This window comes from Rufibacter immobilis (assembly GCF_003721565.1).
Taxonomy (GTDB): Bacteria; Bacteroidota; Bacteroidia; order Cytophagales; family Hymenobacteraceae; genus Nibribacter; species Nibribacter immobilis.
Map to the genome: position 1 here is coordinate 430473 of NZ_RJJE01000002.1, position 20689 is coordinate 451161.

The 20689-nt window shown below is 51.3% G+C and carries 16 protein-coding genes; 10 read left to right on the forward strand and 6 right to left on the reverse strand.

Annotated elements, in window-relative coordinates; translation table 11 throughout:
* Nucleotides 1-225 precede the first annotated feature (225 nt).
* The 3 genes from EFA69_RS04305 to EFA69_RS04315 all read right to left on the reverse strand — a co-directional run bounded on the left by EFA69_RS04305 (nt 226) and on the right by EFA69_RS04315 (nt 3825).
* A complete protein-coding gene (locus EFA69_RS04305) occupies nt 226-1881 on the reverse strand; it encodes a M28 family peptidase (RefSeq protein WP_123131849.1) in 1656 nt (551 codons plus the stop codon).
* Between the two features lie 119 nt (nt 1882-2000).
* A complete protein-coding gene (gene ispF, locus EFA69_RS04310; RefSeq protein WP_123131850.1) occupies nt 2001-2492 on the reverse strand; it encodes a 2-C-methyl-D-erythritol 2,4-cyclodiphosphate synthase in 492 nt (163 codons plus the stop codon).
* Between the two features lie 49 nt (nt 2493-2541).
* A complete protein-coding gene (locus tag EFA69_RS04315; protein ID WP_123131851.1) occupies nt 2542-3825 on the reverse strand; it encodes a M16 family metallopeptidase in 1284 nt (427 codons plus the stop codon).
* A gap of 208 nt (nt 3826-4033) precedes the next feature.
* On the opposite strand from EFA69_RS04315, the gene EFA69_RS04320 reads away from it, so the two are divergent.
* The 4 genes from EFA69_RS04320 (at nt 4034) to ytxJ (ending at nt 7108) form a co-directional block, all read left to right on the forward strand.
* Nucleotides 4034-6013, forward strand: coding sequence for an alpha-ketoacid dehydrogenase subunit alpha/beta (locus EFA69_RS04320; RefSeq protein WP_123131852.1), 1980 nt, complete (start codon nt 4034-4036; stop codon nt 6011-6013).
* A 102-nt stretch (nt 6014-6115) separates the two neighbouring features.
* Nucleotides 6116-6406, forward strand: coding sequence for a hypothetical protein (locus tag EFA69_RS04325; RefSeq protein WP_123131853.1), 291 nt, complete (start codon nt 6116-6118; stop codon nt 6404-6406).
* Nucleotides 6403-6738, forward strand: coding sequence for a hypothetical protein (locus tag EFA69_RS04330; RefSeq protein WP_123131854.1), 336 nt, complete (start codon nt 6403-6405; stop codon nt 6736-6738). Before EFA69_RS04325 ends, EFA69_RS04330 begins: the two co-directional genes overlap by 4 nt.
* Before the next feature lie 31 nt (nt 6739-6769).
* Nucleotides 6770-7108 (forward strand): bacillithiol system redox-active protein YtxJ, encoded by a 339-nt coding sequence (gene ytxJ / locus EFA69_RS04335; protein ID WP_123131855.1) that lies wholly within the window; start codon nt 6770-6772, stop codon nt 7106-7108.
* A gap of 107 nt (nt 7109-7215) precedes the next feature.
* On the opposite strand, the gene EFA69_RS04340 is transcribed toward ytxJ, so the two are convergent.
* Nucleotides 7216-7623: an OsmC family protein gene (locus tag EFA69_RS04340; protein WP_123131856.1), complete on the reverse strand. Its 408-nt coding sequence runs from the start codon at nt 7621-7623 to the stop codon at nt 7216-7218.
* 71 nt (nt 7624-7694) lie between these two features.
* Between EFA69_RS04340 and EFA69_RS04345 the strand changes: the two genes are divergently transcribed.
* The 5 genes from EFA69_RS04345 (at nt 7695) to EFA69_RS20650 (ending at nt 15034) form a co-directional block, all read left to right on the forward strand.
* Nucleotides 7695-8462: a hypothetical protein gene (locus EFA69_RS04345; protein ID WP_245964492.1), complete on the forward strand. Its 768-nt coding sequence runs from the start codon at nt 7695-7697 to the stop codon at nt 8460-8462.
* 69 nt (nt 8463-8531) lie between these two features.
* Nucleotides 8532-9416 (forward strand): lipoyl synthase, encoded by an 885-nt coding sequence (gene lipA, locus EFA69_RS04350; protein ID WP_123131991.1) that lies wholly within the window; start codon nt 8532-8534, stop codon nt 9414-9416.
* Between the two features lie 447 nt (nt 9417-9863).
* Complete coding sequence (locus tag EFA69_RS04355; protein ID WP_123131857.1) at nt 9864-12047, forward strand: ice-binding family protein; 2184 nt, start codon at nt 9864-9866, stop codon at nt 12045-12047.
* A 32-nt stretch (nt 12048-12079) separates the two neighbouring features.
* Nucleotides 12080-13033, forward strand: coding sequence for a PorP/SprF family type IX secretion system membrane protein (locus tag EFA69_RS04360; RefSeq protein ID WP_123131858.1), 954 nt, complete (start codon nt 12080-12082; stop codon nt 13031-13033).
* 18 nt (nt 13034-13051) lie between these two features.
* Nucleotides 13052-15034, forward strand: coding sequence for an OmpA family protein (locus EFA69_RS20650; RefSeq protein ID WP_123131859.1), 1983 nt, complete (start codon nt 13052-13054; stop codon nt 15032-15034).
* 378 nt (nt 15035-15412) lie between these two features.
* On the opposite strand, the gene EFA69_RS04370 is transcribed toward EFA69_RS20650, so the two are convergent.
* Together EFA69_RS04370 and gcvP are read right to left on the reverse strand one after the other, a co-directional pair.
* Nucleotides 15413-16036, reverse strand: coding sequence for a DUF4136 domain-containing protein (locus tag EFA69_RS04370; protein WP_123131860.1), 624 nt, complete (start codon nt 16034-16036; stop codon nt 15413-15415).
* 292 nt (nt 16037-16328) lie between these two features.
* Nucleotides 16329-19244, reverse strand: coding sequence for an aminomethyl-transferring glycine dehydrogenase (gene gcvP, locus EFA69_RS04375; protein WP_123131861.1), 2916 nt, complete (start codon nt 19242-19244; stop codon nt 16329-16331).
* Between the two features lie 201 nt (nt 19245-19445).
* On the opposite strand from gcvP, the gene EFA69_RS04380 reads away from it, so the two are divergent.
* Complete coding sequence (locus EFA69_RS04380) at nt 19446-20675, forward strand: NAD(P)-dependent oxidoreductase (RefSeq protein ID WP_123131862.1); 1230 nt, start codon at nt 19446-19448, stop codon at nt 20673-20675.
* Nucleotides 20676-20689 lie beyond the last annotated feature (14 nt).

Sequence of the window (20689 nt, forward strand, 5' to 3'; positions counted from 1 at the left end):
GCTCTATAGTAAGCTGCAATGGCGGTGGTTATTGTTTACTGTCTTTTTGGTTAAGATACAGAAAATCTTCTAAATCAGGATTGTGCGGGAGAAAAAGCCTAAACTAAACAAAAAAGGAGAGGCTACGGCCTCTCCTTTTTTGTTTAGTAGTCCTGAGTCTAGAGTCCTGAGTCAAGAGTTGTTTTTAACTCAGCACTCAGAACTCAGGACTGAAATAAGCGGAGCTTATTTCTTATTGCTGTCTACCTTGATGCGCTCTGTGCGGTTGGCTAGTTCCCAGGCGGTGTAGAACACCAGGCGGGTAACTTTCTCAGCAGACGGGAAGTTTATTTTCTCCACGTCATCGGTAGGTTGGTGGTAGTCTTCGTGCACGCCGTTGAAGTAGAACGCGATTGGAATGTTGTGCTTCGCGAAGTTGTAGTGGTCTGAACGGTAGTAGAAACGGTTAGGGTCGTTGGGGTCGTTGAAGGTGTAGTCCAGATCCAGGTTGGTGTAGGTCTTGTTCGCGGTCTCAGAGATGGCGTGCAGCTCAGAAGAAAGCTTGTCAGAACCAATCACGTAGATGTAATCAGGCTTGCCTTCGTGCTCCTTGTCATGACGCCCGATCATGTCAATGTTCAGGTCAGCCACGGTGTTCTCCAGCGGGAAAATAGGATGATCTGTGTAGTATTCAGAGCCTAACAGGCCTTTTTCCTCGCCGGTTACGGTCAGGAACAGGATGCTGCGGCGCGGGCCGTGTCCATTTTTCTTGGCTTGGGCAAAGGCCTGGGCCAGCTCCAATACGGCTACCGTGCCGGAACCATCGTCATTGGCGCCATTGTACACCACGCCGTTCTGGATGCCTTCGTGGTCATAGTGCGCACTGATCACAATCAGTTGGTCTTTCAGGTCAGTGCCCTCAATGTAGCCCATCACGTTCTCAGTGGGCAGCGGCTGCTTGTTGCGCGCGGCCTTGATTTTAACGTTGGTAGCCGCTTTGTAAGGCGATGCCACCGCTTTGCCCGCTTTGGCTACAGACGCACCATAAGCAGCAAACTGCTCGGGCTTGGTGTTCAACAGCGCTGCCGCCATGGACGGCGACACGTAAATGTTAGCTGCTCTGGGCTGGGCGGCAGTGGTGCCAAACCCAATAGAAGGACGGCTTAACATGCCGGCGTAGCGGGCAGTCATTTTCTGGAACTCGGCATCAGAGGTACCCATCACCACTAACACGCTTTTGGCGCCTTTTTTAGTAGCGGCGGCGGCTTTGGTGCGGGCATCCTGTGACCAGGTGCTCATTTTGTCTGTGCCGCTGATGAGGTACTTGCCATCGGCTTTCTTAGGTTCCCCGGCCAATACTACCACGGCTTTGCCGGTTACGTCCAGGTTGGTGTAGTCTGAGTAAGCGGGATCGTCAATGCCGTAGCCGGCAAATACCACCTGGGTGGTTTCCTCATTCTGGTACGGCGAGGCACCCAGCACGAAAAAGTCTTTGCCCATGGTGAATTTCTTGGAACCCACGGTCACGTAGCCTTCGCCCCAGCTGCTTTTCTCCAGGTCAAATGTCTGGTAGTAAGGGTTGGAGCCGGTTTTCACCGGGCCGGGAACGCCATTGGCTTTGAAGTGATTGGCAATGTATTCGGCGGCCATTTTCTGGCCGCGTGCGCCGGTCTCACGTCCTTCCAAGGAATCTGAGGCCAGAACGCGCAGGTATTTCTCCAGATCTGCGGCGGTAATGGTGTTGGCGTATTGGGTGGGGTTGCCGGCGTTTGCCCCGGCAGTGGCGGGAGTGCCGCTACCCGTGGAAGCTCCGCCCGCGTTGGAGGCCGAAGGCGTTTGGGACGTTGAGCAAGCCGACAGGAAAGCGGCGGCCAAGCCCAGCGTGTAAAGGTGCTTTTTCATGAAAATGGTTTGTTGTTCAGTATGAGACGTTAATGCTAGCTAATTTTGGCCTAACTAACAAATGATAGCTGTTTTTGCCCTCTTTTTGGAAAAAGAGCCGCTAAACGCAAAAGCTTAGCTTAAGCGGTTGGCCGGTAGATGAGCACGGTGGCAAATGCCGCCACGCCCTCCTTCTTGCCCACAAAACCCAGGTGCTCCGTGGTGGTGGCTTTGATGGAGATTTCTTCCTCAGAGATGCCCATTACTTCGGCCAGGCAGGTTTTCATGGCCGGGATGTGCGGGTTTACTTTGGGTTCCTGCAGGCAGATGGTGCTGTCAATATTGCCCACTTTGTAGCCTTTGCCGCGCAGGAGTTCTAGGACCGCGCGCAGCAGGATCTTGCTGTCTATACCCTTGTACTTAGGGTCTTTGTCTGAGAAATGGAACCCGATGTCGCGCAGGTTGGCCGCGCCCAGCAGGGCGTCACAGATCACGTGGATGAGCACGTCTGCGTCTGAGTGGCCCAATGCACCGTGGGTATGGGGAATTTTGATGCCGCCCAGCCAGAAATCCAATCCTTCCTGCAACTGGTGCACGTCATAGCCGAAGCCGGTTCTTATGTGTAAACTCATAGGTGAGGGTGTGTTTAGGGGCCAATTTCGGAAAAACGGCCCCTAAACGCTATTCTTCTTCTAAAACTTCTTCCAGTTCCTCCTGCGCCTCGTTGCCGGGGGCTGCCTTGTAGAACAGCGTGGAGCAATTGTCTGGCCGAAGGATCTCCTGGGCTTGGCGGTAAATGTCTTCTGAGGTGACGGCCTGTACCAGCGCCCCTTCTTCGTTCACGTGGTTGGGGTTGCCCATCAGTTTCCCGAAGGCCAGGTTCATGGCCCGGTTCAGGAGTTCTATCTCTGAGAAGACAATGGAGGTCTCGGCCTGGTTTTTCACTTTCTGGAGTTCTTCCTCACTGATGTGCTCCGCGCGGATTTTCTCCACAATGGCCTCCACGGCGGCGTTGGCCACCTGTATGTCTACGCCGGTGTTCAGCTTGCCCTGGATGACCAGCAGGCCCGGTTCCATGGAGCCGGTCGCAAACGCCGAGATGGAGTTGAACAGCTTCTGCTCTTTCACCAGCTCATGGTGCAGTCTGGAGGAATCGCCGCGGCCCAGCACATCGGCCAGTAAATCCCCGGCGTAATACTCTGGGCTGGTGCGGCCGGGCATGTGGTAAGCTTTGTACAACGCAGACAGGGGCACCGGTGCTTCCACCTCCTGAAAACGCGCCTGGGTCTGGCGGGGCTCCGCGGGCAGATTGCGCTCATATTTCACCCCGCCGGGGATGGGCCCGAACCATTTCTGGGTAAGTTCCTGGGCGCGCTCAAAAGTGATATTGCCGGCGATGACCAGAATGGCGTTGGCCGGGGAGTAGTGTTTCTTGAAGAAAGCCCGCACATCATCCATCACTGCGTTTTCAATGTGACTTACTTCTTTGCCAATGGTAGCCCATTTGTAGGGGTGTACATGGTAGGCCAGCGGCCGGAGCTTGAGCCAGACATCGCCGTAGGGCTGGTTCAGGTAATTCTGCTTGAACTCCTCTACCACCACTTTGCGCTGTACCTCCAGCCCGTTTTCACTGAACGCCAGATCCAGCATGCGGTCAGACTCCAGCCAAAATCCCGTTTCAATGTTCTGGGCGGGCACCGTGAGGTAGTAGTTGGTGAGGTCAGGTGAGGTGAAAGCGTTATTCTCGCCACCGGCCTGCTGCAGGGGCGCGTCATAGTTGGGGATGTTCACGGAGCCGCTGAACATGAGGTGTTCAAACAGGTGGGCAAACCCGGTATGTTGTTCGTCTTCATCGCGTGAGCCAACGTTGTAGAGCACGTTCAGGACCGCCAGGGGCGTAGTAGGGTCTTCGTGCACCAGGCAGCGCAGGCCGTTCTCCAGCGTGAATTCTTTGTAGTGGATCATAGGTAACAATAAGTGAGACTGCTCTTTGTAGAGCGTGGTATTCTAACGCGGCCGGGCAAGCGGTGTTACAGTCTGCCGGTGGCGTTTCCGTTTAGGGGCTCTTTTTTAGAAAACAGCCCCTAAACGGCAAAAGTAAAAATAAGTAGCCTAGTATTTCACCCCTTCATTGATTGCTGTAAATTTACGATTCGCAGAAACCGCGAATGCCATGAAATTCAACCGAAAAGACTATACAGACGACGATCTGCTGCATTTGTACCGGGGTATCTTAAAACCTCGCATGATTGAAGAGAAAATGCTGATTCTGCTGCGGCAGGGCAAGGTGAGCAAGTGGTTCTCCGGCATTGGGCAGGAGGCAATCTCGGTGGGCTCTACCCTGGCGCTGGACGAAGATGAATACATTCTGCCGCTGCACCGCAACCTGGGGGTGTTCACGTGCCGGAATGTGCCATTGGACCGCCTGTTTGCTCAGTTCCAGGGCAAGAGAACCGGTTTCACCAAAGGGCGTGACAGGTCTTTCCACTTCGGGAGCAACGAGCACCACATTGTGGGCATGATCTCGCACCTGGGCCCGCAGCTGGCCGTAGCCGATGGCATTGCCCTGGCGGAGTTGCTGGACAATCGTGAGAAAGTGGCCCTGGTCTACAGCGGCGACGGCGGCGCCAGCGAAGGTGATTTCCATGAGGCCCTGAACGTGGCCGCCGTGTGGAGCCTGCCGGTCATTTTCATGATTGAGAACAACGGCTACGGCTTATCTACGCCCAGCAATGAGCAGTTCAAGTGCCAGTACTTCATTGACAAAGGCCCGGCCTACGGCATAGATGCCCTGCAGATAGACGGGAACAATGTGCTGGAGGTGTATGACACCGTTCGGCAGGCGGCCTACAGCATCAGGAAGAACCCACGCCCCATGCTCATAGAAGCCATGACCTTTAGAATGCGCGGGCACGAAGAGGCTTCCGGTACCAAATACGTGCCACAGGAGCTGTTTGAGCGCTGGAGCAAGAAAGACCCGGTAGAGAACTTTGAGAAATACCTGCTGGATGAGAAAGTGCTCACGCCTAAATCACTCGCGGCCATCAGGGAAGAGATAAGGGAAGAGATTGAGCGCGGGCTGGAGACCGCCCACGCCACGCCCATGCCTACCCCAGACCCCAAGGAAGAGCTCGCAGATATGTACCAGCCGTTCATCCAGACGGTGATTAAGCCCCGCGACAGCGCCCGCTCAGAGCGCCGCTTTGTAGACGCAGTGTCAGACGCCTTGCGCCAAAGCCTGGAGCGCTACCCAGAGCTGGTGATTATGGGGCAAGACATCGCCGAATACGGTGGGGTATTTAAGGTAACCGAAGGGTTTGTGGAGAAGTTCGGGAAGGAGCGCATCCGCAACACGCCCCTGTGCGAGTCTGCCATCCTGGGCGTGGGGCTGGGGATGTCTATTCGGAAGAAGAAGTCTGTGGTGGAAATGCAGTTCGCCGATTTTGTGAGTGCCGGTTTTAGCCAGATTGTGAATAACCTGGCCAAGAGCCACTACCGCTGGGGCCAGAACGCCGATGTGGTGGTGCGTATGCCCACAGGTGCGGGCGCGGCGGCCGGTCCGTTCCACTCCCAGAGCAACGAAGCCTGGTTTTTCCATACGCCCGGCCTCAAAATTGTGTATCCGTCTACCCCCTATGATGCCAAGGGTTTGCTCAACGCCGCCATTGAAGACCCTAACCCGGTCATGTACTTTGAACACAAGCTGTTGTACCGGTCGCTCACAGAAGCCATCCCAGATGATTACTACACTATTGAGATAGGCCGGGCCCGGCTGGTGCAGGAAGGCACAGACTTCTCCATCGTGACCTACGGGATGGGCGTGCACTGGGCGAAACAGCTCCTGAACACCATGCCAGACGTAAGCGCCGATATTCTAGACCTACGTTCGCTCTTACCTTGGGATAAAGAAGCCGTAGGGCAGACGGTGGCCAAAACCGGCCGCGTGATTGTGCTGCACGAAGACACCCTTACCGGTGGTATAGGTGCCGAAATTGCCGCCTGGATCTCAGAGAACTGCTTTACCCAGCTAGATGGGCCGGTGGTGCGGGTAGGAAGCCTGGACACAGCCGTGCCTTTCGCGCCGCCGCTGGAGCAGGAGTTCTTGCCCGTGAAACGGTTGCGGGAAAAGGTGGAGGCTTTGCTAAATTTCTAAAACACTCTACTTTCTGTTTAGGGGCCGTTTTTCTAAAAACGGCCCCTAAACAGAAAGTAGGCAGCCCTGTTGGCTGAAATACGTATACCTTAACAGATGAGGATGATGAAGTTACAGTTCTTGGTTCCCATGGCCCTGGCCACTGGAATACTAGTAGGTGGTTGCAGCGCCAACAGGATTGCCTGCCCAGATGTTACAGGTAAAAAGAAAATCCCTTTGGTAAGTCTGTTCAAGAAAAACGAGCCCACCCCAGAAGATCAGGCCAATGAAGGCCGCGATATTGGCGGCCGGAACATGGAGTATGACAAAAATGGCTTATTGACCAAGAAGAAGGTGAAAGTTCCTGCCCCAAAACGGAAAAGGAGCCTTTTGGAGAAAGTGGGGCTAAAATGAAACAGACATTACGCTTTCTTCCCATGCTGGTAGGTTTGGCATTGGTTTTATTGACGGTAGAACCAGTTGCTGCCCAAACGGAATTTGTATCCCGTAAACAGCACAAGCGGGAAGTACGGAACAGCATCAAGGCCGCCAAAAAGGTGGAGACGGATTTTAATGAATCGCACCTTAACATAAGTGCGTACAATCTACGGGATGGCGAAAGCGGCCGTAAGCTGAAAAAGCAGAAAAAGAAAAACGCGATGCCCATCAGTGAAGATGGAACGGCCGTAACCAAACCTAAGCTTTTCCCTAAAAGGAACGTGCAAGCCAAGGCTAAAAAGAAATAAAGAGTTCAGAAACAATTATCCAGCAGAAACTATGCAGTGGCACCCTATAACGAACGCAGAGCAGATAGAGCAGATTAAAGAAGAGTCTAAAGAACGGCCGGTGGTCATCTTCAAGCATAGCACCCAGTGCTCCATTAGCGCCACCGCCAAGAGCCGGCTGGAGCGCCAGTGGGATGATGCAGGGCTGAATGCGGTAAAACCTTATTATCTGGACCTGTTAAGCTACCGCCCGGTCTCCAATGAAATTGCCCAATCCTTTAATGTGCGGCATGAGTCGCCTCAGTTATTGCTCATCAAAGACGGGCAATGCCAGTACCATGGCTCTCACTTAGGCATCAATCTACAGGAAGTGAAGAAAATCGCTTCTTAAGAGACAAGATATAAAAAATCCCGCTGTAGGTACTTTGTCTTAAAATAGAGTACCTATAGCGGGATTTTTTATATCTAAACAATTATTTATTACGTTATATATCAGCACTAAACGTAATAAAAAGACACCGCTTGGGTAATGTCTGGATGAAGACTAAGGGCAACAGGGCAAGTGCGGGCCGCGTTTTCAAGCATGGCTTTTTCCTTGTCTGTGAAAATTCTGGCCGGCATCATGATCTCTAGCCCTATTTCAGAGATGCGGCGTGGTTCAGCGGCCATTTTTTTGGTGATGGACATGCTCATTCCGGTTAAGTCTATGGCGTTGCGCTCCGCCACAATGCCCATGATGGTCATCATGCAACTGCCCAGGGCACTGCAAACTAAGTCTGTGGGAGAGTATGCCTCACCACGGCCATTATTGTCTACTGGGGCGTCTGTCACGATGGTATTGCCCGAGGCCAAGTGCGTTCCCGAGGTGCGTAACTGGCCAGAATATGTTAGTGTCATTGAACTCATTGCCTTATAATTAAGATTTGCAGGTGCCTGTAAAGTTATTTACTTTTAAACAAAACTTAGCCTTTTGCTCTGTGCGCAAATTTCTATCTGTACTTGTTTGTATTTACGGACTATCAGTTGGTCTAGCTTCTGCCCAATCTGCTGAAGAAGAGGAAAGCTATTCCCGTGAATTTACCTATGGGCTCAATTTTAACTCCAATGGTGGGTTATTAGGCGGTGCCATGATCAAACAGGTGTACCACATGGGAGGTAAATGGTACCAATTCTGGGCGTTGGAAGGCGTAGAAGTAAAGCATCCAAAGGAAAGCCGTGTTCAGAATTATAATACAGGGGCTTCTTATATAAATGGAAAGAGTAATTATCTGTTTGTGCTCCGGCCACAGTACGGGCGTGAATATACTTTTTTTCGGAAAGCTGCTGAGTCTGGGGTACAGGTAAACGGATTAGTGGCAGCTGGTCCCTCTATTGGAATTATGGCTCCGTACTTTATTGAATATGACAGAAGCAACTACATTGAGCAGCAAGGTGCCTTGTATTTAGTTGGGCCACTCATCATTAATACAGAGCAGTATGATCCTAATGTACATACAAATAATTTTTTCATTGTAGGTGCACCAGGTGTGTTCAAAGGCTTGAGCGAACCAAGCTTTAGAGTAGGGGCTAACTTGAAAGCGGGTTTAAGCTTTGAGTATGGCCGCTATATGGAGAGCGTGACGGGTATAGAGGTAGGGATGTTGGTAGAAGCCTTTGCCGGCGACATGACGCTAATGCCCAATGCTTCCAACCGTAATGCCTTCTTTTCGGTTTACCTGACTTTATATTACGGTCGCCGCCGTTGAACGATCCTGTCCCTTTGGCTGTTTTTTGCCTATCCGCTCCTCACTTAGTACCTTTGTACCATGGATCAATTGATTGCGTTGCCGGTTATTCAACCAGCTGAAGCTCAAACTAAAACCCGTAAGCCAGACTGGCTGCGTGTGAAATTGCCAGTAGGCAAGGAATACGCTAAAGTCAGACAACTGGTAGATACTTATAAATTACATACCATCTGCGAAAGCGGGAATTGCCCTAACATGGGGGAGTGCTGGGGTGCCGGTACTGCTACTTTCATGATTCTGGGCAATGTATGTACCCGTTCCTGTTCTTTCTGTGCCGTGGCTACCGGTCGGCCTAATGAGTATGATCTGGATGAACCCCGCCGCGTAGCGGAAGCCATACAGCTCATGGGCGTGAAACATGCGGTAATTACTTCGGTAAACCGTGATGAGTTGAAAGACAGAGGCGCCAGCATTTGGCACGAGACTATTGTTCAGATCAAAAAGCTTTCTCCTCAGACTACCATTGAAACCCTCATTCCAGATGTGAAAGCAAACTGGGAGGCATTAGAAGTGATGATCTCTGCCGGGCAGGAAGTAGTTTCCCATAACGTGGAAACAGTGAAGAGCCTTTACCGGCAGGTGCGGCCACAGGCCAAGTATGACCGCAGTCTGGAGCAAATCAGACGCATCAAAGAGTATGGTAAGCGCACCAAAACGGGAATCATGCTGGGTTTGGGCGAAACAAAAGATGAGGTCTACGAAGCCATGGATAACTTAGCCGCCAATGGTTTAGATATCCTTACCTTGGGTCAATACCTGCAACCTACCAAAATGCACCTGGAAGTGGCGGAGTTTATTCATCCAGATTTGTTCGCCCACTATAGAGAAGAAGGGTTGCGCCGCGGATTGAAGTATGTAGAATCTGGGCCATTGGTGAGATCTTCCTACCACGCAGAACGCCACGTACACGTATAGGTTTAACCAAAAATACTACTGCTTTAAAACACGAAGCCCCGCCAAATTATTGGCGGGGCTTCGTGTTTTAAAGCAGTAGTATTTTTCTGGGGAAATGAAAAGAATGCGGAAGAGTTGATGCAGATAGGAATTAGATGAAGGGTAAATTAGCCAGAGGTAGCTTGATAAAGTATATAATACAATGGGCTGGGTGTTTCTTGTTGAATGGAAATCAATAGCTTAAGTATTTATACCATAGCTTAGGGTTTATACTTATGCCATGTTTGCTGGCTCAAGTTGCACAATTGATATTGGCTCTTTCTGTAAAATAAGAGAAGAGTAAGCAAACGCTCTTAATTGCATCTTTTTAACATAGCTGAACTTTTGTGGAAAAGAGAAGTACATGCAGGAGTTCTATCTATATATATGAATATCCAATAGTCCCAACATTACTTCCCTTTCTACTTCATGAATAAAATTTTACAACTATTGACAGCGCTTCTTGCTGTTACATTCTCTTCCTATGCCCAAAGTCAAACACCTCCTTCCTTAGGGGCGGCCCGTGAGTTTGCTGTATTGGGTACCAATGCTGTAACCAGTATTGGCAGTAGCGTTTTATACGGAGATTTAGGCACCTCTCCCGGTACTCTCATCACAGGTTTCCCTACCGGTAAAGTAGTGGGGAAAGTGGAAAGTGGCACCACAGTGGCAGCCAATGCCAAAACTGACATAGTGCGGGTGTACAATGAACTAGGGCAATTCTCTGCTACCCAGAATCTGACAGGTAAAACGTTAGGAGCAGGTTTCTCCTCCAGCAACGCGGCCGTAAGAGGTACCACTTTGAACCGAGGCGTCTATAAGTTTGACGGTGATGCCCGTATAAGTGGACGATTGAAGTTTGACGGACAGAATAATCCCAATTCTGTATTTGTGGTTCAGGTTAACGGCAATTTGATCATAGAAGAAGGGTCTGTTATCAATGTATTTAACGCCAGCGCCAATAATGTCTTCTTTCAGGTTACCGGTAATATTCAGATTGGTGCCGGAGGAATGACGGGTACTCCCTCTAACCTGAGCGGTAACTTTCTGGTACGGAACAATGCGGTATTAAGCTTAGGCACCAGTTTGGTAGGCCGTATTCTTTCCACAACCGGTGACGTAACCCTCAGCAATAATAATATTTCTTTGCCTGAGCCTATCACTTCCGGGAGCGGTAATGATGATGGAGATGTGGAGGAGAACGCAACCCTAGAGATTTCAAAAACGGCAAATAGTTCTACCGTCACTTTAGGAGATAATGTGGTATACACCATTAGAGTAACCAATAGAGGGCCAGAAGATGCCAGCAGTGTAACGGTAGAAGACAAGTTGCCGGCCGGCTTAACGTTGGTGCCACCGGCAGAGGCTGACAGAGGCACATATAACGCCACCACTGGCATCTGGACCATTGGGGCCTTGCCAGCCAACCAGACCGCCACTCTACGCATTACAGCTAAAACCACTGCCCTTGGGGAAATAACCAACGTGGCTGTCATTGGTGGGGGAGGTAGCTCCAGTGACGTAACCATTTGTGTGCGTCCCGCCAGACCAAATGTGGTAGGAGTAGGGGAAGTGTGCGCTAATGGTTCTGCTAGCTACACCGTGAGCAATGTGTCTACCGGAGTAACACGTCTAGCCATTGAGGTGCCTGCTAACAGCGGGCTGAGCGTAGAGTCGCAAACGCTGTCGGGCTTTACCGTCAAAGCGGGCGCTACAACTGCCCCAGGGACTTATACTATTACCGTAATTGCCGTTGTGCCGGGCAATTGCCAGAACAGTCGGGCTTTCCCGGTTGAACTGGTAGTGGGAGCCACGCCTACAGTACCGGTTATTGCAGCGCCACAAGTTAGTGCATTGTGTTCGGGTACTACATACCAGTACCGTGTGGAGCAGCCAGTTGCGGGGATTACCTACACCTGGAGTGTTACCGGAACGGGCTGGGAAGTGATAGGTGCGGCCACCGGTACCCAAGTACAGGTGAAAGCCGGTACCGGAACAGGTAAAGTAACAGTGGTAGCCACTAACGCCTGTGGAACCGCCACCGCTTCTACGCAGGAGGTAACACCGGGTGCTGCACCTGCTATGCCGGTTGTCATAGACAACAGCGGGCCATGTACTGGCTTAACTTATTCAATCTCTAATCCAACTGCTGGTTTGGTGTACACTTGGACCGCGCCCGCAGGCTTCACCTTTGCAGACAACAGTACAACCGCCACCGGTACTAGCGTGACCCTGAAATCTAGCAACGCAAACGCGACAGGAACTCTAACGGTAACAGCTGGCAATACAGTTGGCGCCGCTTGCCCAAGCAGTGCCGCCTCTGTAGAAGTAAACGCTTCGGCGGCGGGTAGTGAGATAGTAATCCCTACCGTGTTCAGCCCTAACGGCGACAATATCAATGACACTTGGGTAATCAAAAACCTCCTCAACTTCCCAGACAATGACCTGGCGCTCTACAACCGTTGGGGCAACGAGATCTACAAAACCAAAGGCTATAAGAACGACTGGCGCGCTACAGGCCTGGAAGAAGGTACCTATGTGTATGTGCTGCGCGTGAGAGGCTGCGATGGCAAAGAGCAGGTGTTCAGAGGAATGGTACAGGTAGTTCGCTAAGGCAGGTTTTAATACCCTAATCTCAAGTAGAAATGAAAAGAATTTTAATCATACTCACGGCGGTGCTGTTCACGGGCAGCGCCTGGGCACAGCATAGAGCCCAATTCTCCCAATATATCTTTAACCAGCTAGTGATTAACCCCGCCTATGCGGGCAGCAAAGAAACACTTACCCTCAATGCGTTCCACCGCACTCAATGGGCAGGGTTAGACGGTGCGCCTAATACCCAAACCTTCAGCATAGACGGGTTAACCAGAAACAAACGGCTAGGGTTAGGCTTCCATGCCTCCCGCGATGAAATCTTTGCTCAGAACCGCAAGAACATTGAGGTAGACGCCGCCGTGAAACTGCCGGTGAGTGAGACCGGAGTTTTGTCCTTGGGTTTGGCGGCAGGTGTATCCCATTTTGCGGTAGACGGTAAGAAGTTGATCACCGGTAATGATATGGAAGACCCCGCCGTGGTAGCGGCCCAGAAAGAAACCACCTGGAGCCCCAGTCTCAAAGCGGGTATTTTCTTCCATACAGAGCGTTTCTACGCCGGTGTTTCGGTTACAGATCTGATTGGTATTGACAAAGACATCAATTATGATCCGGAGCGGCACTACTTCCTGAACGTGGGATATGTGGCAGACATCAGCCATAACATAAAGGTGAAGCCCAGCATCATGCTCAAAGAGAATTTTGACGGCCCTACCAACGTAGATTTCAATGTTTTCTTCCTGTTTGGTGAGCGCATTTGGTTAGGGGGCAGCTACCGCACCGCCATGAACATCTTCAAGAATGATTTCGAAGGCAAGGGATTAAGCTCCAAAGATGCACTGGTGGCCATGGCCGAGCTGTATGTGACCAAGCGGCTGCGGGTGGGCTATGCCCATGATTTCACCTTGCATGGCAACCTGAATGATTTGAGTACCCATGAAATATCTGTTGGCTACAGCTTCCTTAAAAAGGAACAGACCAAAATGGTAACCCCCCGGTATTTCTAATTTTAACCAGACGCTTTTATGTTGAAAATATACAGATCAGTTTTACTTTCTCTTCTTGCTGGCGGGTTGGCTTTCACGGGCTGCCAGACCACGCACAAAGCAGATCGGCTTTACGAGAATTATGATTACGCACTGGCCATTGAGGAATACCAGGAGGTGTTCGCAAAGAAGGAACCTGGCTTGGAAGGGGCTCAACGGTTGGCAGATGCCTACCGCCTGACGGGACGTACCGCGGAGGCGGAGCAATGGTACGCCAAAGTGGTGGCCATGCCCGAGGCCGATCCCATCAACACGTACTATTATGCGGAGGCGCTCCGGAGCAACGGCAAGTATTTTGAGGCCAAAACTCAGTACCAGAACTATGCCATGAAGGTTCCCGCCGAGGCCGCCAAAGCCAATGCCAAAGCCCAGGCTTCTGACGCCGCCCTCAAACTGTTGGAAGAGCCGCCTACGGCTATTGTGGTCAATGAGGTACAGATCAACTCAGGTAACGCAGACTTTAGCCCTACCGTGTATGACAACGGCATCCTGTTTACCTCAGACCGGGGCGGCAGTACGAACGGAAAAGATTCTGAGGCAGGCACCTACGGTTGGACCGGCCGGCCATACCTGCAGATCTTCTATGCCCAGCGCAACCAGGACAGTACCTGGCAAATGCCTACCCTGGCCAGCGCTACCCTCAACTCCGCGTACCATGACGGACCGGCGGTGCTGGATTCAGCCAACACCACGTTGTTTTTCACCCGCACCAAAATGGTGAAGAAAAAGCAGGAGAACGTGAACACAGACCCTACCAGCTGGGTGCAGAAACCGCTTTCCAACAACTACGTCAACCGACTGGAAATTTTCACCGCCCGCCGCGAGGGTTCTACCTGGGCAGACGTGAAGCCTTTCGCTCATAATAAAGTGGAGGAATACAGCGTGGGGCATCCGGCGCTGTCACCAGACGGACAGGTGTTGTATTTTGTGTCTGATAAACCCGGCGGCCTGGGCGAGACGGATATCTATTATTCAGAACTTCAGCCAGACGGTTCCTGGGGGCAACCCGTTAATGCGGGAAGCACCATCAATACCGCGGGAAAAGAGATGTTCCCGGCGTTTGACCAGGCCGGTAACCTTTACTTCTCCTCAGACACCCATCCGGGGTTTGGTGGTTTAGATGTGTTCAAGGCCAAAGGAAACCGAGCCAATTGGAGCAGACCCGAAAACCTTCGGGCACCCGTGAACTCACCCAAAGACGATTTCGGGATGGTGTTCATGCGGGGAGCAGCCAACGCGCAGGTGGGGTACCTGTCTTCTAACCGCGACAGCAACAACGGCACAGATGACATCTACTCCTTCAAACTGTTGAGCAACGCCATCCTGCACGTGACCACGTTGGAGCGGGTGCAGGTAAAGGGTAAACGCAGCATTAACCAACCGTTAGCCGATGTCCGGCTGAAGCTCACGCCTCAGAACACCCAGGATTCTACCGTCGCTTTCTCTGACCGCAACGGCGAATACAAATTTGGGGTGATGAAAGGCAACAGCTATGACCTGATTGGGGAGAAGTTCGGGTACCTGACTCAGTCTGCCCTGGTGGCCATAGACACCGTGAAACTAGCCGACACTACCCGTGTAACGCTCATCTTTGACAAGAGCCAGAAAGAGCAGAGCATAGCGCTGGAGAACATCTACTATGACCTTGACAAATGGAACATCAGGCCAGATGCCGCTACTGAGTTAGACAAGCTGGTGAGAACCCTCAAAGACAACCCCAGCATCAAGATTGAGCTGAGCGCCCACACAGACAGCCGCGAAGGCCACGGCTACAATCAGGTACTTTCTGAGCGCAGAGCCCAGTCTGCGGTAGAGTATTTGGTAAGCAAAGGAATTGCGCGTAACCGACTCACCTGGCGCGGCTACGGGGAGACCATGCTGAAGAACCGCTGCGCCGATGGCGTAGAATGCACCGAAGACGAACACCAATTAAATAGAAGAACAGAATTCAAGATTAAATAAATTTCCATGAAGGGGGAGAGAGCCACTGCTGAAGTGGCTCTCTTTGTTTTAGGGCAGTTTTAGGAAAAAGAGCCCCTAAACGCACTGCATGTGTCCAAAGTCAAACACCTGATTAAAAGCGAAAGAAGCTCAACATATCTGTTTCCTCTGCTTTAGCTGTCACCTATAGCCAACAACAGAAAAGAGCTTAATCAAACAATGACTCTTAATTGAAAATGCGTTTAGCGGCTCTTTTTCCAAAAACGGCCGCTAAACGCATTTCTTATAAAAGAGTAAGTTTGGGAGCAAGCTCTCACCGTAAGCTAACCATGAGATGATAGCCATAAAAAAAGCCTTTTGCGTAAGCAAAAGGCTTTAGATGATTAGGGTTTCCTGAGATTACCGGCGGGCAGTAGCTCTTTCCTCCGCCTGAGGCGGGAATTTAGCTAGTATGCTGGAAACAATGGCCTGTACTTTTTCATCGGTCAGGGAGCGTTCAGTGGCGGCGGTGGCATTGGTTCCGCGCCAGATCAACTCATTAGACTTCGCATCTACCACATCCAGAAGAAGAGTGCCTTCCTGGTAATCTTGCACCGTGCTGGCGTTGTAGAGGCGGTTGTACGTGTAGGCATAGCGGTAGCCGTACCAATAACCATACCCAATAGACGGTATGCTCATAAAATTGGGGTGCAGGCGCTGCTGGTTATCTATGGTGAAATCATAGGCCAGTAACATGTCTGGTTTCTCAGACGCGGCGGCTTTGGTGAAGCCCCGGCGCTGCATCTCGGCTTCCACCGCGTTCTTCACCCGTTTGTCTAAAAAGGTGGTGTATCTGCGGTTGGTAGAGTCTTTGGCTATCGGCTGGTCCTGGTACCAGCGCCAGGTTTTGTAAGCCTGAAAATTAGTGGATTTGTCAAAGTCTGTGACTACGTTGTAAGTGGTTGCGCAACCGGTAAAACCTATCACCAACAGCCCCATCATTACCCCCGTCACCAACTTCGCTATTCTGCTGAAGGATTTCATGGATTTTTACAGTTTTAGTAAATAAATATTCATCAAAGAACAATCGCCCGTGTTAAGGCTTACAGCTTCTATACGAAAGAAATGAGAGGCAGGCTTGATACGCAGGAGATGTTCTTTGGGAAGTTATTGTGCAAAAACTATGCCCATTTGATAGGTGAAGCACCCCTTCTGGAAGAATATGTTCAGAAAAGTGAAGTGCGTTTAGCGGCTGTTTTTTCAAAATAGGAGCTAAAACAAAAACCGCCTGCGGAAGCTCCACAGGCGGTTTTTGATAGCAAAGCAAGGTTTGGCCTTAAACGGCTTTCATCTCCTCGCCCTGTTCATTATAGGCTTCAATAGGGGCGCAGCTGCACACCAGATTGCGGTCACCGTAGGCACTGTCAATACGGCTAACGGTTGGCCAGAATTTGGCAGTGCGGGTGTTGGCGGTTGGGTACACGGCTCTCTCGCGGGTGTACGGGAAAGTCCAGTTTTCCATCAGAGCCACATGGGCTGGGTGCGGGGCGTTCTTGAGTAGGTTGTTTTTCTGATCTGCCTTGCCTTCCTCAACCTCCCGGATTTCCTCCCGAATAGAGATCATGGCATTACAGAAGCGGTCCAGCTCTTCTTTGCTCTCGCTCTCAGTGGGCTCTACCATCAAGGTACCTGCTACCGGGAAAGACACAGTTGGCGCGTGGAAACCGTAATCCATCAAACGCTTGGCAATGTCTTCTACCTCTACACCTGCTTTCTTGAAGGAACGGCAATCCAGGATCATCTCATGGGCGCAGCGTCCTTTAGAGCCTACGTACAGCACAGGGTAATGCTCTTCCAGGCGGGCTTTGATGTAGTTGGCGTTCAGGATGGCCATTTTAGTGGCTTCGGTCAAACCTTCGCCGCCCATCATGGCAATGTACGCATAGGAGATAGGCAGAATGCTGGCGCTGCCCCAAGGAGCCGCAGATACCGCGTTAATGGCTTCTGGGCGCTCCAGGTCTACTACCGCGTGACCGGGGAGGTAAGGCGCCAGATCAGCTACTACGCCAATAGGCCCAACGCCTGGTCCACCACCACCGTGCGGAATACAGAAGGTTTTGTGCAGGTTCAAGTGGCACACATCGGCGCCAATATTGGCCGGCGAGGTCAAGCCTACCTGAGCGTTCATGTTGGCACCGTCCATGTACACACGGCCGCCGTTTTCATGGATGATCTGGCAGATCTCAATAATGCTTTCTTCATACACGCCGTGGGTAGACGGGTACGTCACCATTAAGCAGGATAGTTCGTTTTTGTACTGTTCAGCTTTAGCGCGAAGATCAGCTACGTCAATATTGCCGCGCTCATCGCATTTCACAATCACTACCTTCATGCCAGCCATTACCGCAGAGGCAGGGTTGGTGCCGTGCGCCGAGGACGGAATCAAAGAGATGTTACGGTGATGGTCGCCGCGGGCTTCATGGTAGGCTCTGATCACCATTAAACCGGCGTACTCACCTTGCGCTCCAGAGTTAGGCTGCAAAGAAACAGCGGCAAAACCAGTCACTTCACATAACCAGGCCTCCAGATCATTGAAGATTTGGGCATAGCCTTTGGCTTGGTCTGCCGGCGCGAATGGGTGGAGTGAACCAATCTCTGGCCAGGTCACCGGAATCATCTCGGCGGTGGCGTTCAGTTTCATGGTGCAGGAACCCAACGGAATCATGCCATGCGTCAATGAAAAGTCCTTGTTCTCCAGGTACTTCATGTAACGAAGGATTTCGCTTTCTGAGTGGTACTTGTTAAAGACTTCGTGTTGCAGGTACGGTGAGGTGCGGATCAATGCTTCTGGCCACGTGATCTCCGTCTCGGCCGGAATCTCTTCCAGGTCCAGCGTGGCTTCCGCTTTGCCGGCTACTTTGGCAAAAACTGCTAAAATGGCTTTCACATCGTCCAGGTCAGTGTTCTGGTTCAGGGAAATGCCAATGTTGTTGTCCCCGAAGTAGCGGAAGTTGATCTGCGCCGCCTCAGCCTCCTGACGGATGGCTTGCTGCAGTTCAGCACTCTCTACCCGCAGTTGCAGGGTGTCAAAATAGTTTTCGTTCAGTTGCTCAAAACCTAAGCGCTCCAGACCTTTGGCCAGAATCTGCGTGAGGCTATGGATGTTGAGGCCAATGTATTTCAGGCGGCGTGGTCCGTGGTAAACGGCGTACATACCGGCCATAACCGCTAACAATACCTGTGCAGTACAGATATTGGACGTAGCTTTCTCGCGGCGGATGTGCTGCTCACGTGTTTGCAGAGCCATGCGGTAAGCTTTCTGCCCAAACGCATCCTGCGAAAGACCAATGATACGGCCCGGAATAGAACGCTTGTACTCATCTTTGGTGGCGAAGTAACCGGCGTGCGGTCCGCCATAACCCATGGGTACGCCAAAACGCTGCGAAGAACCTACCACTACGTCGGCACCCATTTCACCAGGTGATTTCAATAAGGTTAAGCTCAGCAAATCAGCGGCCACGGCTACCGGAATATCTTGCCCATGTGCCTGGGAGATGAAGTCAGTGTAGTCAAACACTTCTCCGTCGGCGGCAGGGTATTGTACCAGGGCACCAAACAGGGTGTCATCCTGCAGATTGGCCTCGCGGTGATCGCCAATAACTAATTCAATGCCCAGTGGCGTGGCACGGGAAAGTAACACATCAATGGTTTGCGGCAATACCTGCTCAGATACAAAGTAGCGGCTGGCATTTTTACGGGCTCCTTTGCGCAGGGAGTACTGGAGGTTCATGGCCTCGGCGGCGGCGGTGGCCTCGTCCAGCAAAGAGGCATTGGCGATGGCCATGCCAGTGAGATCAATGATGAGGGTCTGGTAGTTGATGAGGGCTTCCAGACGTCCTTGGGCAATCTCAGCCTGGTAAGGGGTATAGGCCGTGTACCAACCTGGGTTCTCCAGAATATTGCGCTGGATCACCGGCGGCAGAATGGTGTCATGGTATCCTAAACCAATGTAAGATTTGTATAATTTGTTCTGCTTGGCAATCTGGGAGAACTTCCGCAGGAAATCGCGCTCAGTAAGCGAGGCAGGCAAATTCAAAGGCTTCTTTAAGCGAATGGCTGGGGGAACAGTCTCGTCTATGAGTTGATCTAGCGAGGCGGCTCCAATTGTCTGCAGCATTTCCTGCATCTGTTCTTTTACGGGGCCGTTGTGGCGCTCCTTGAAGATATCGGCAGGCTTGGTTTTAAAGATCATTTATCGCTGGAATTTAGGTAGATAAGTTTCTTTTGTCCTGTAACAAACGTTTGGTGCAAATGATTTAACAAAAGTAAAGGTTAATATTAACTAATGACAGAGAGCGTCAATAAATTGCGAAAAAGGCATACGTCCTATTCAGTTTTGCTTTACTTTAGGAAAAACAGCCTCTAAACGGAATTAAGCCCCAGACTTACCTCTATGAAAAAGCTAAAAATTGGTGTGCTGCGCGAAGGAAAGGTGCCGGTAGATAAGCGCGTGCCGCTTACCCCCAAAAAATGCCAGGAAGTGCTACAGGTGTACCCAGAAATAGAGCTAGTGGTGCAGCCCAGCCCCATCAGGTGTTTCTCAGACGCAGAATACCAGGAGTTGGGCATTCCTTTAGCAGAAGACTTGAGTGACTGTGATGTGCTGTTTGGGGTGAAGGAGGTGCCCATAGACCAGCTAATTCCCAAGAAGACGTACTTTTTCTTTTCGCATACGGTGAAGAAGCAGCCTCATAACCAGAAGTTGCTGCAAGCCATCTTGGAGAAGAAAATTACCATGGTTGACTATGAGACCATCACCAATGCCCAAGGTGAGCGGGAGGTGGCTTTCGGGCGGTGGGCCGGGATTGTGGGGGCGTACAACGGGCTGCTCACCTATGGCCGTAAGTGGAACCTTTACCACCTCAAGCCAGCCCACCAGTGCCAGGACATGGAAGACATGCTGGAGGAGTTCTTTAAGGTGAAGACGTTGCCAAACATCAAAATTGCCGTAACCGGCGGCGGAAGGGTAACCCAGGGGGCATTGGAAGTTCTTGCCAGAATGGGCCTGAAGCAGGTGAGTGTGTTTGACTACTTATATAAAGAGTTTGCGGAGCCGGTGTTTACCCAGTTGCGCTCTTCCCATTACCATGTGCGGCCAGATGTAGAAGTGTGGGACTCCCATGACTTCTACCAGAACCCGCACCTGTATAAATCTACCTTCCATAAATTCTCCAAAGTAACTGATCTGCTCATGGCCTGCGCCTACTGGAACCCGTCTGCGCCGGTCTTGTTCACGCAAGAAGACATGCAGCGGCCAGATTTTAAGATCAACACCATTGCCGATATCACCTGTGATGTAAATGGATCAATACCGTGTACCAAGCGGGTGACCTCCATCGCAGAGCCCTCCTTTGATTATAATCCTTGGACGGGAGAACTGGAGGAAGCATATTCTTCAGAGGAAAACATCACGGTAATGGCCGTTGATAACCTGCCCTGCGAATTGCCCAGAAATGCATCACGGGATTTTGGCCGACAGATCATTGATAAGGTTCTGCCTCACCTCTTCAACAATGACCAAGAAGGCATTTTGGGAAATGCCACTATTGCCAAAGATGGAAAGCTGTGTGAGCGGTACAGGTATTTGGAAGACTACGCTTATCCTGCCAAAAGCATGGCGTAGGTAAAGCCTAGTTG

Bases quoted from the DNA above. Each gene is read 5' to 3' on its own strand.
- EFA69_RS04340 (WP_123131856.1), bottom strand. From the start codon at position 7,623: ATGAGTTCAATGACACTAACATATTCTGGCCAGTTACGCACCTCGGGA.
- EFA69_RS04355 (WP_123131857.1), top strand. From the start codon at position 9,864: ATGAATAAAATTTTACAACTATTGACAGCGCTTCTTGCTGTTACATTC.
- EFA69_RS04370 (WP_123131860.1), bottom strand. From the start codon at position 16,036: ATGAAATCCTTCAGCAGAATAGCGAAGTTGGTGACGGGGGTAATGATG.
- EFA69_RS04330 (WP_123131854.1), top strand. From the start codon at position 6,403: ATGAAACAGACATTACGCTTTCTTCCCATGCTGGTAGGTTTGGCATTG.
- ytxJ (WP_123131855.1), top strand. From the start codon at position 6,770: ATGCAGTGGCACCCTATAACGAACGCAGAGCAGATAGAGCAGATTAAA.
- EFA69_RS04380 (WP_123131862.1), top strand. From the start codon at position 19,446: ATGAAAAAGCTAAAAATTGGTGTGCTGCGCGAAGGAAAGGTGCCGGTA.
- EFA69_RS04305 (WP_123131849.1), bottom strand. From the start codon at position 1,881: ATGAAAAAGCACCTTTACACGCTGGGCTTGGCCGCCGCTTTCCTGTCG.
- gcvP (WP_123131861.1), bottom strand. From the start codon at position 19,244: ATGATCTTTAAAACCAAGCCTGCCGATATCTTCAAGGAGCGCCACAAC.
- ispF (WP_123131850.1), bottom strand. From the start codon at position 2,492: ATGAGTTTACACATAAGAACCGGCTTCGGCTATGACGTGCACCAGTTG.
- EFA69_RS04325 (WP_123131853.1), top strand. From the start codon at position 6,116: ATGATGAAGTTACAGTTCTTGGTTCCCATGGCCCTGGCCACTGGAATA.
- EFA69_RS04315 (WP_123131851.1), bottom strand. From the start codon at position 3,825: ATGATCCACTACAAAGAATTCACGCTGGAGAACGGCCTGCGCTGCCTG.
- EFA69_RS04360 (WP_123131858.1), top strand. From the start codon at position 12,080: ATGAAAAGAATTTTAATCATACTCACGGCGGTGCTGTTCACGGGCAGC.
- EFA69_RS04320 (WP_123131852.1), top strand. From the start codon at position 4,034: ATGAAATTCAACCGAAAAGACTATACAGACGACGATCTGCTGCATTTG.
- EFA69_RS20650 (WP_123131859.1), top strand. From the start codon at position 13,052: ATGTTGAAAATATACAGATCAGTTTTACTTTCTCTTCTTGCTGGCGGG.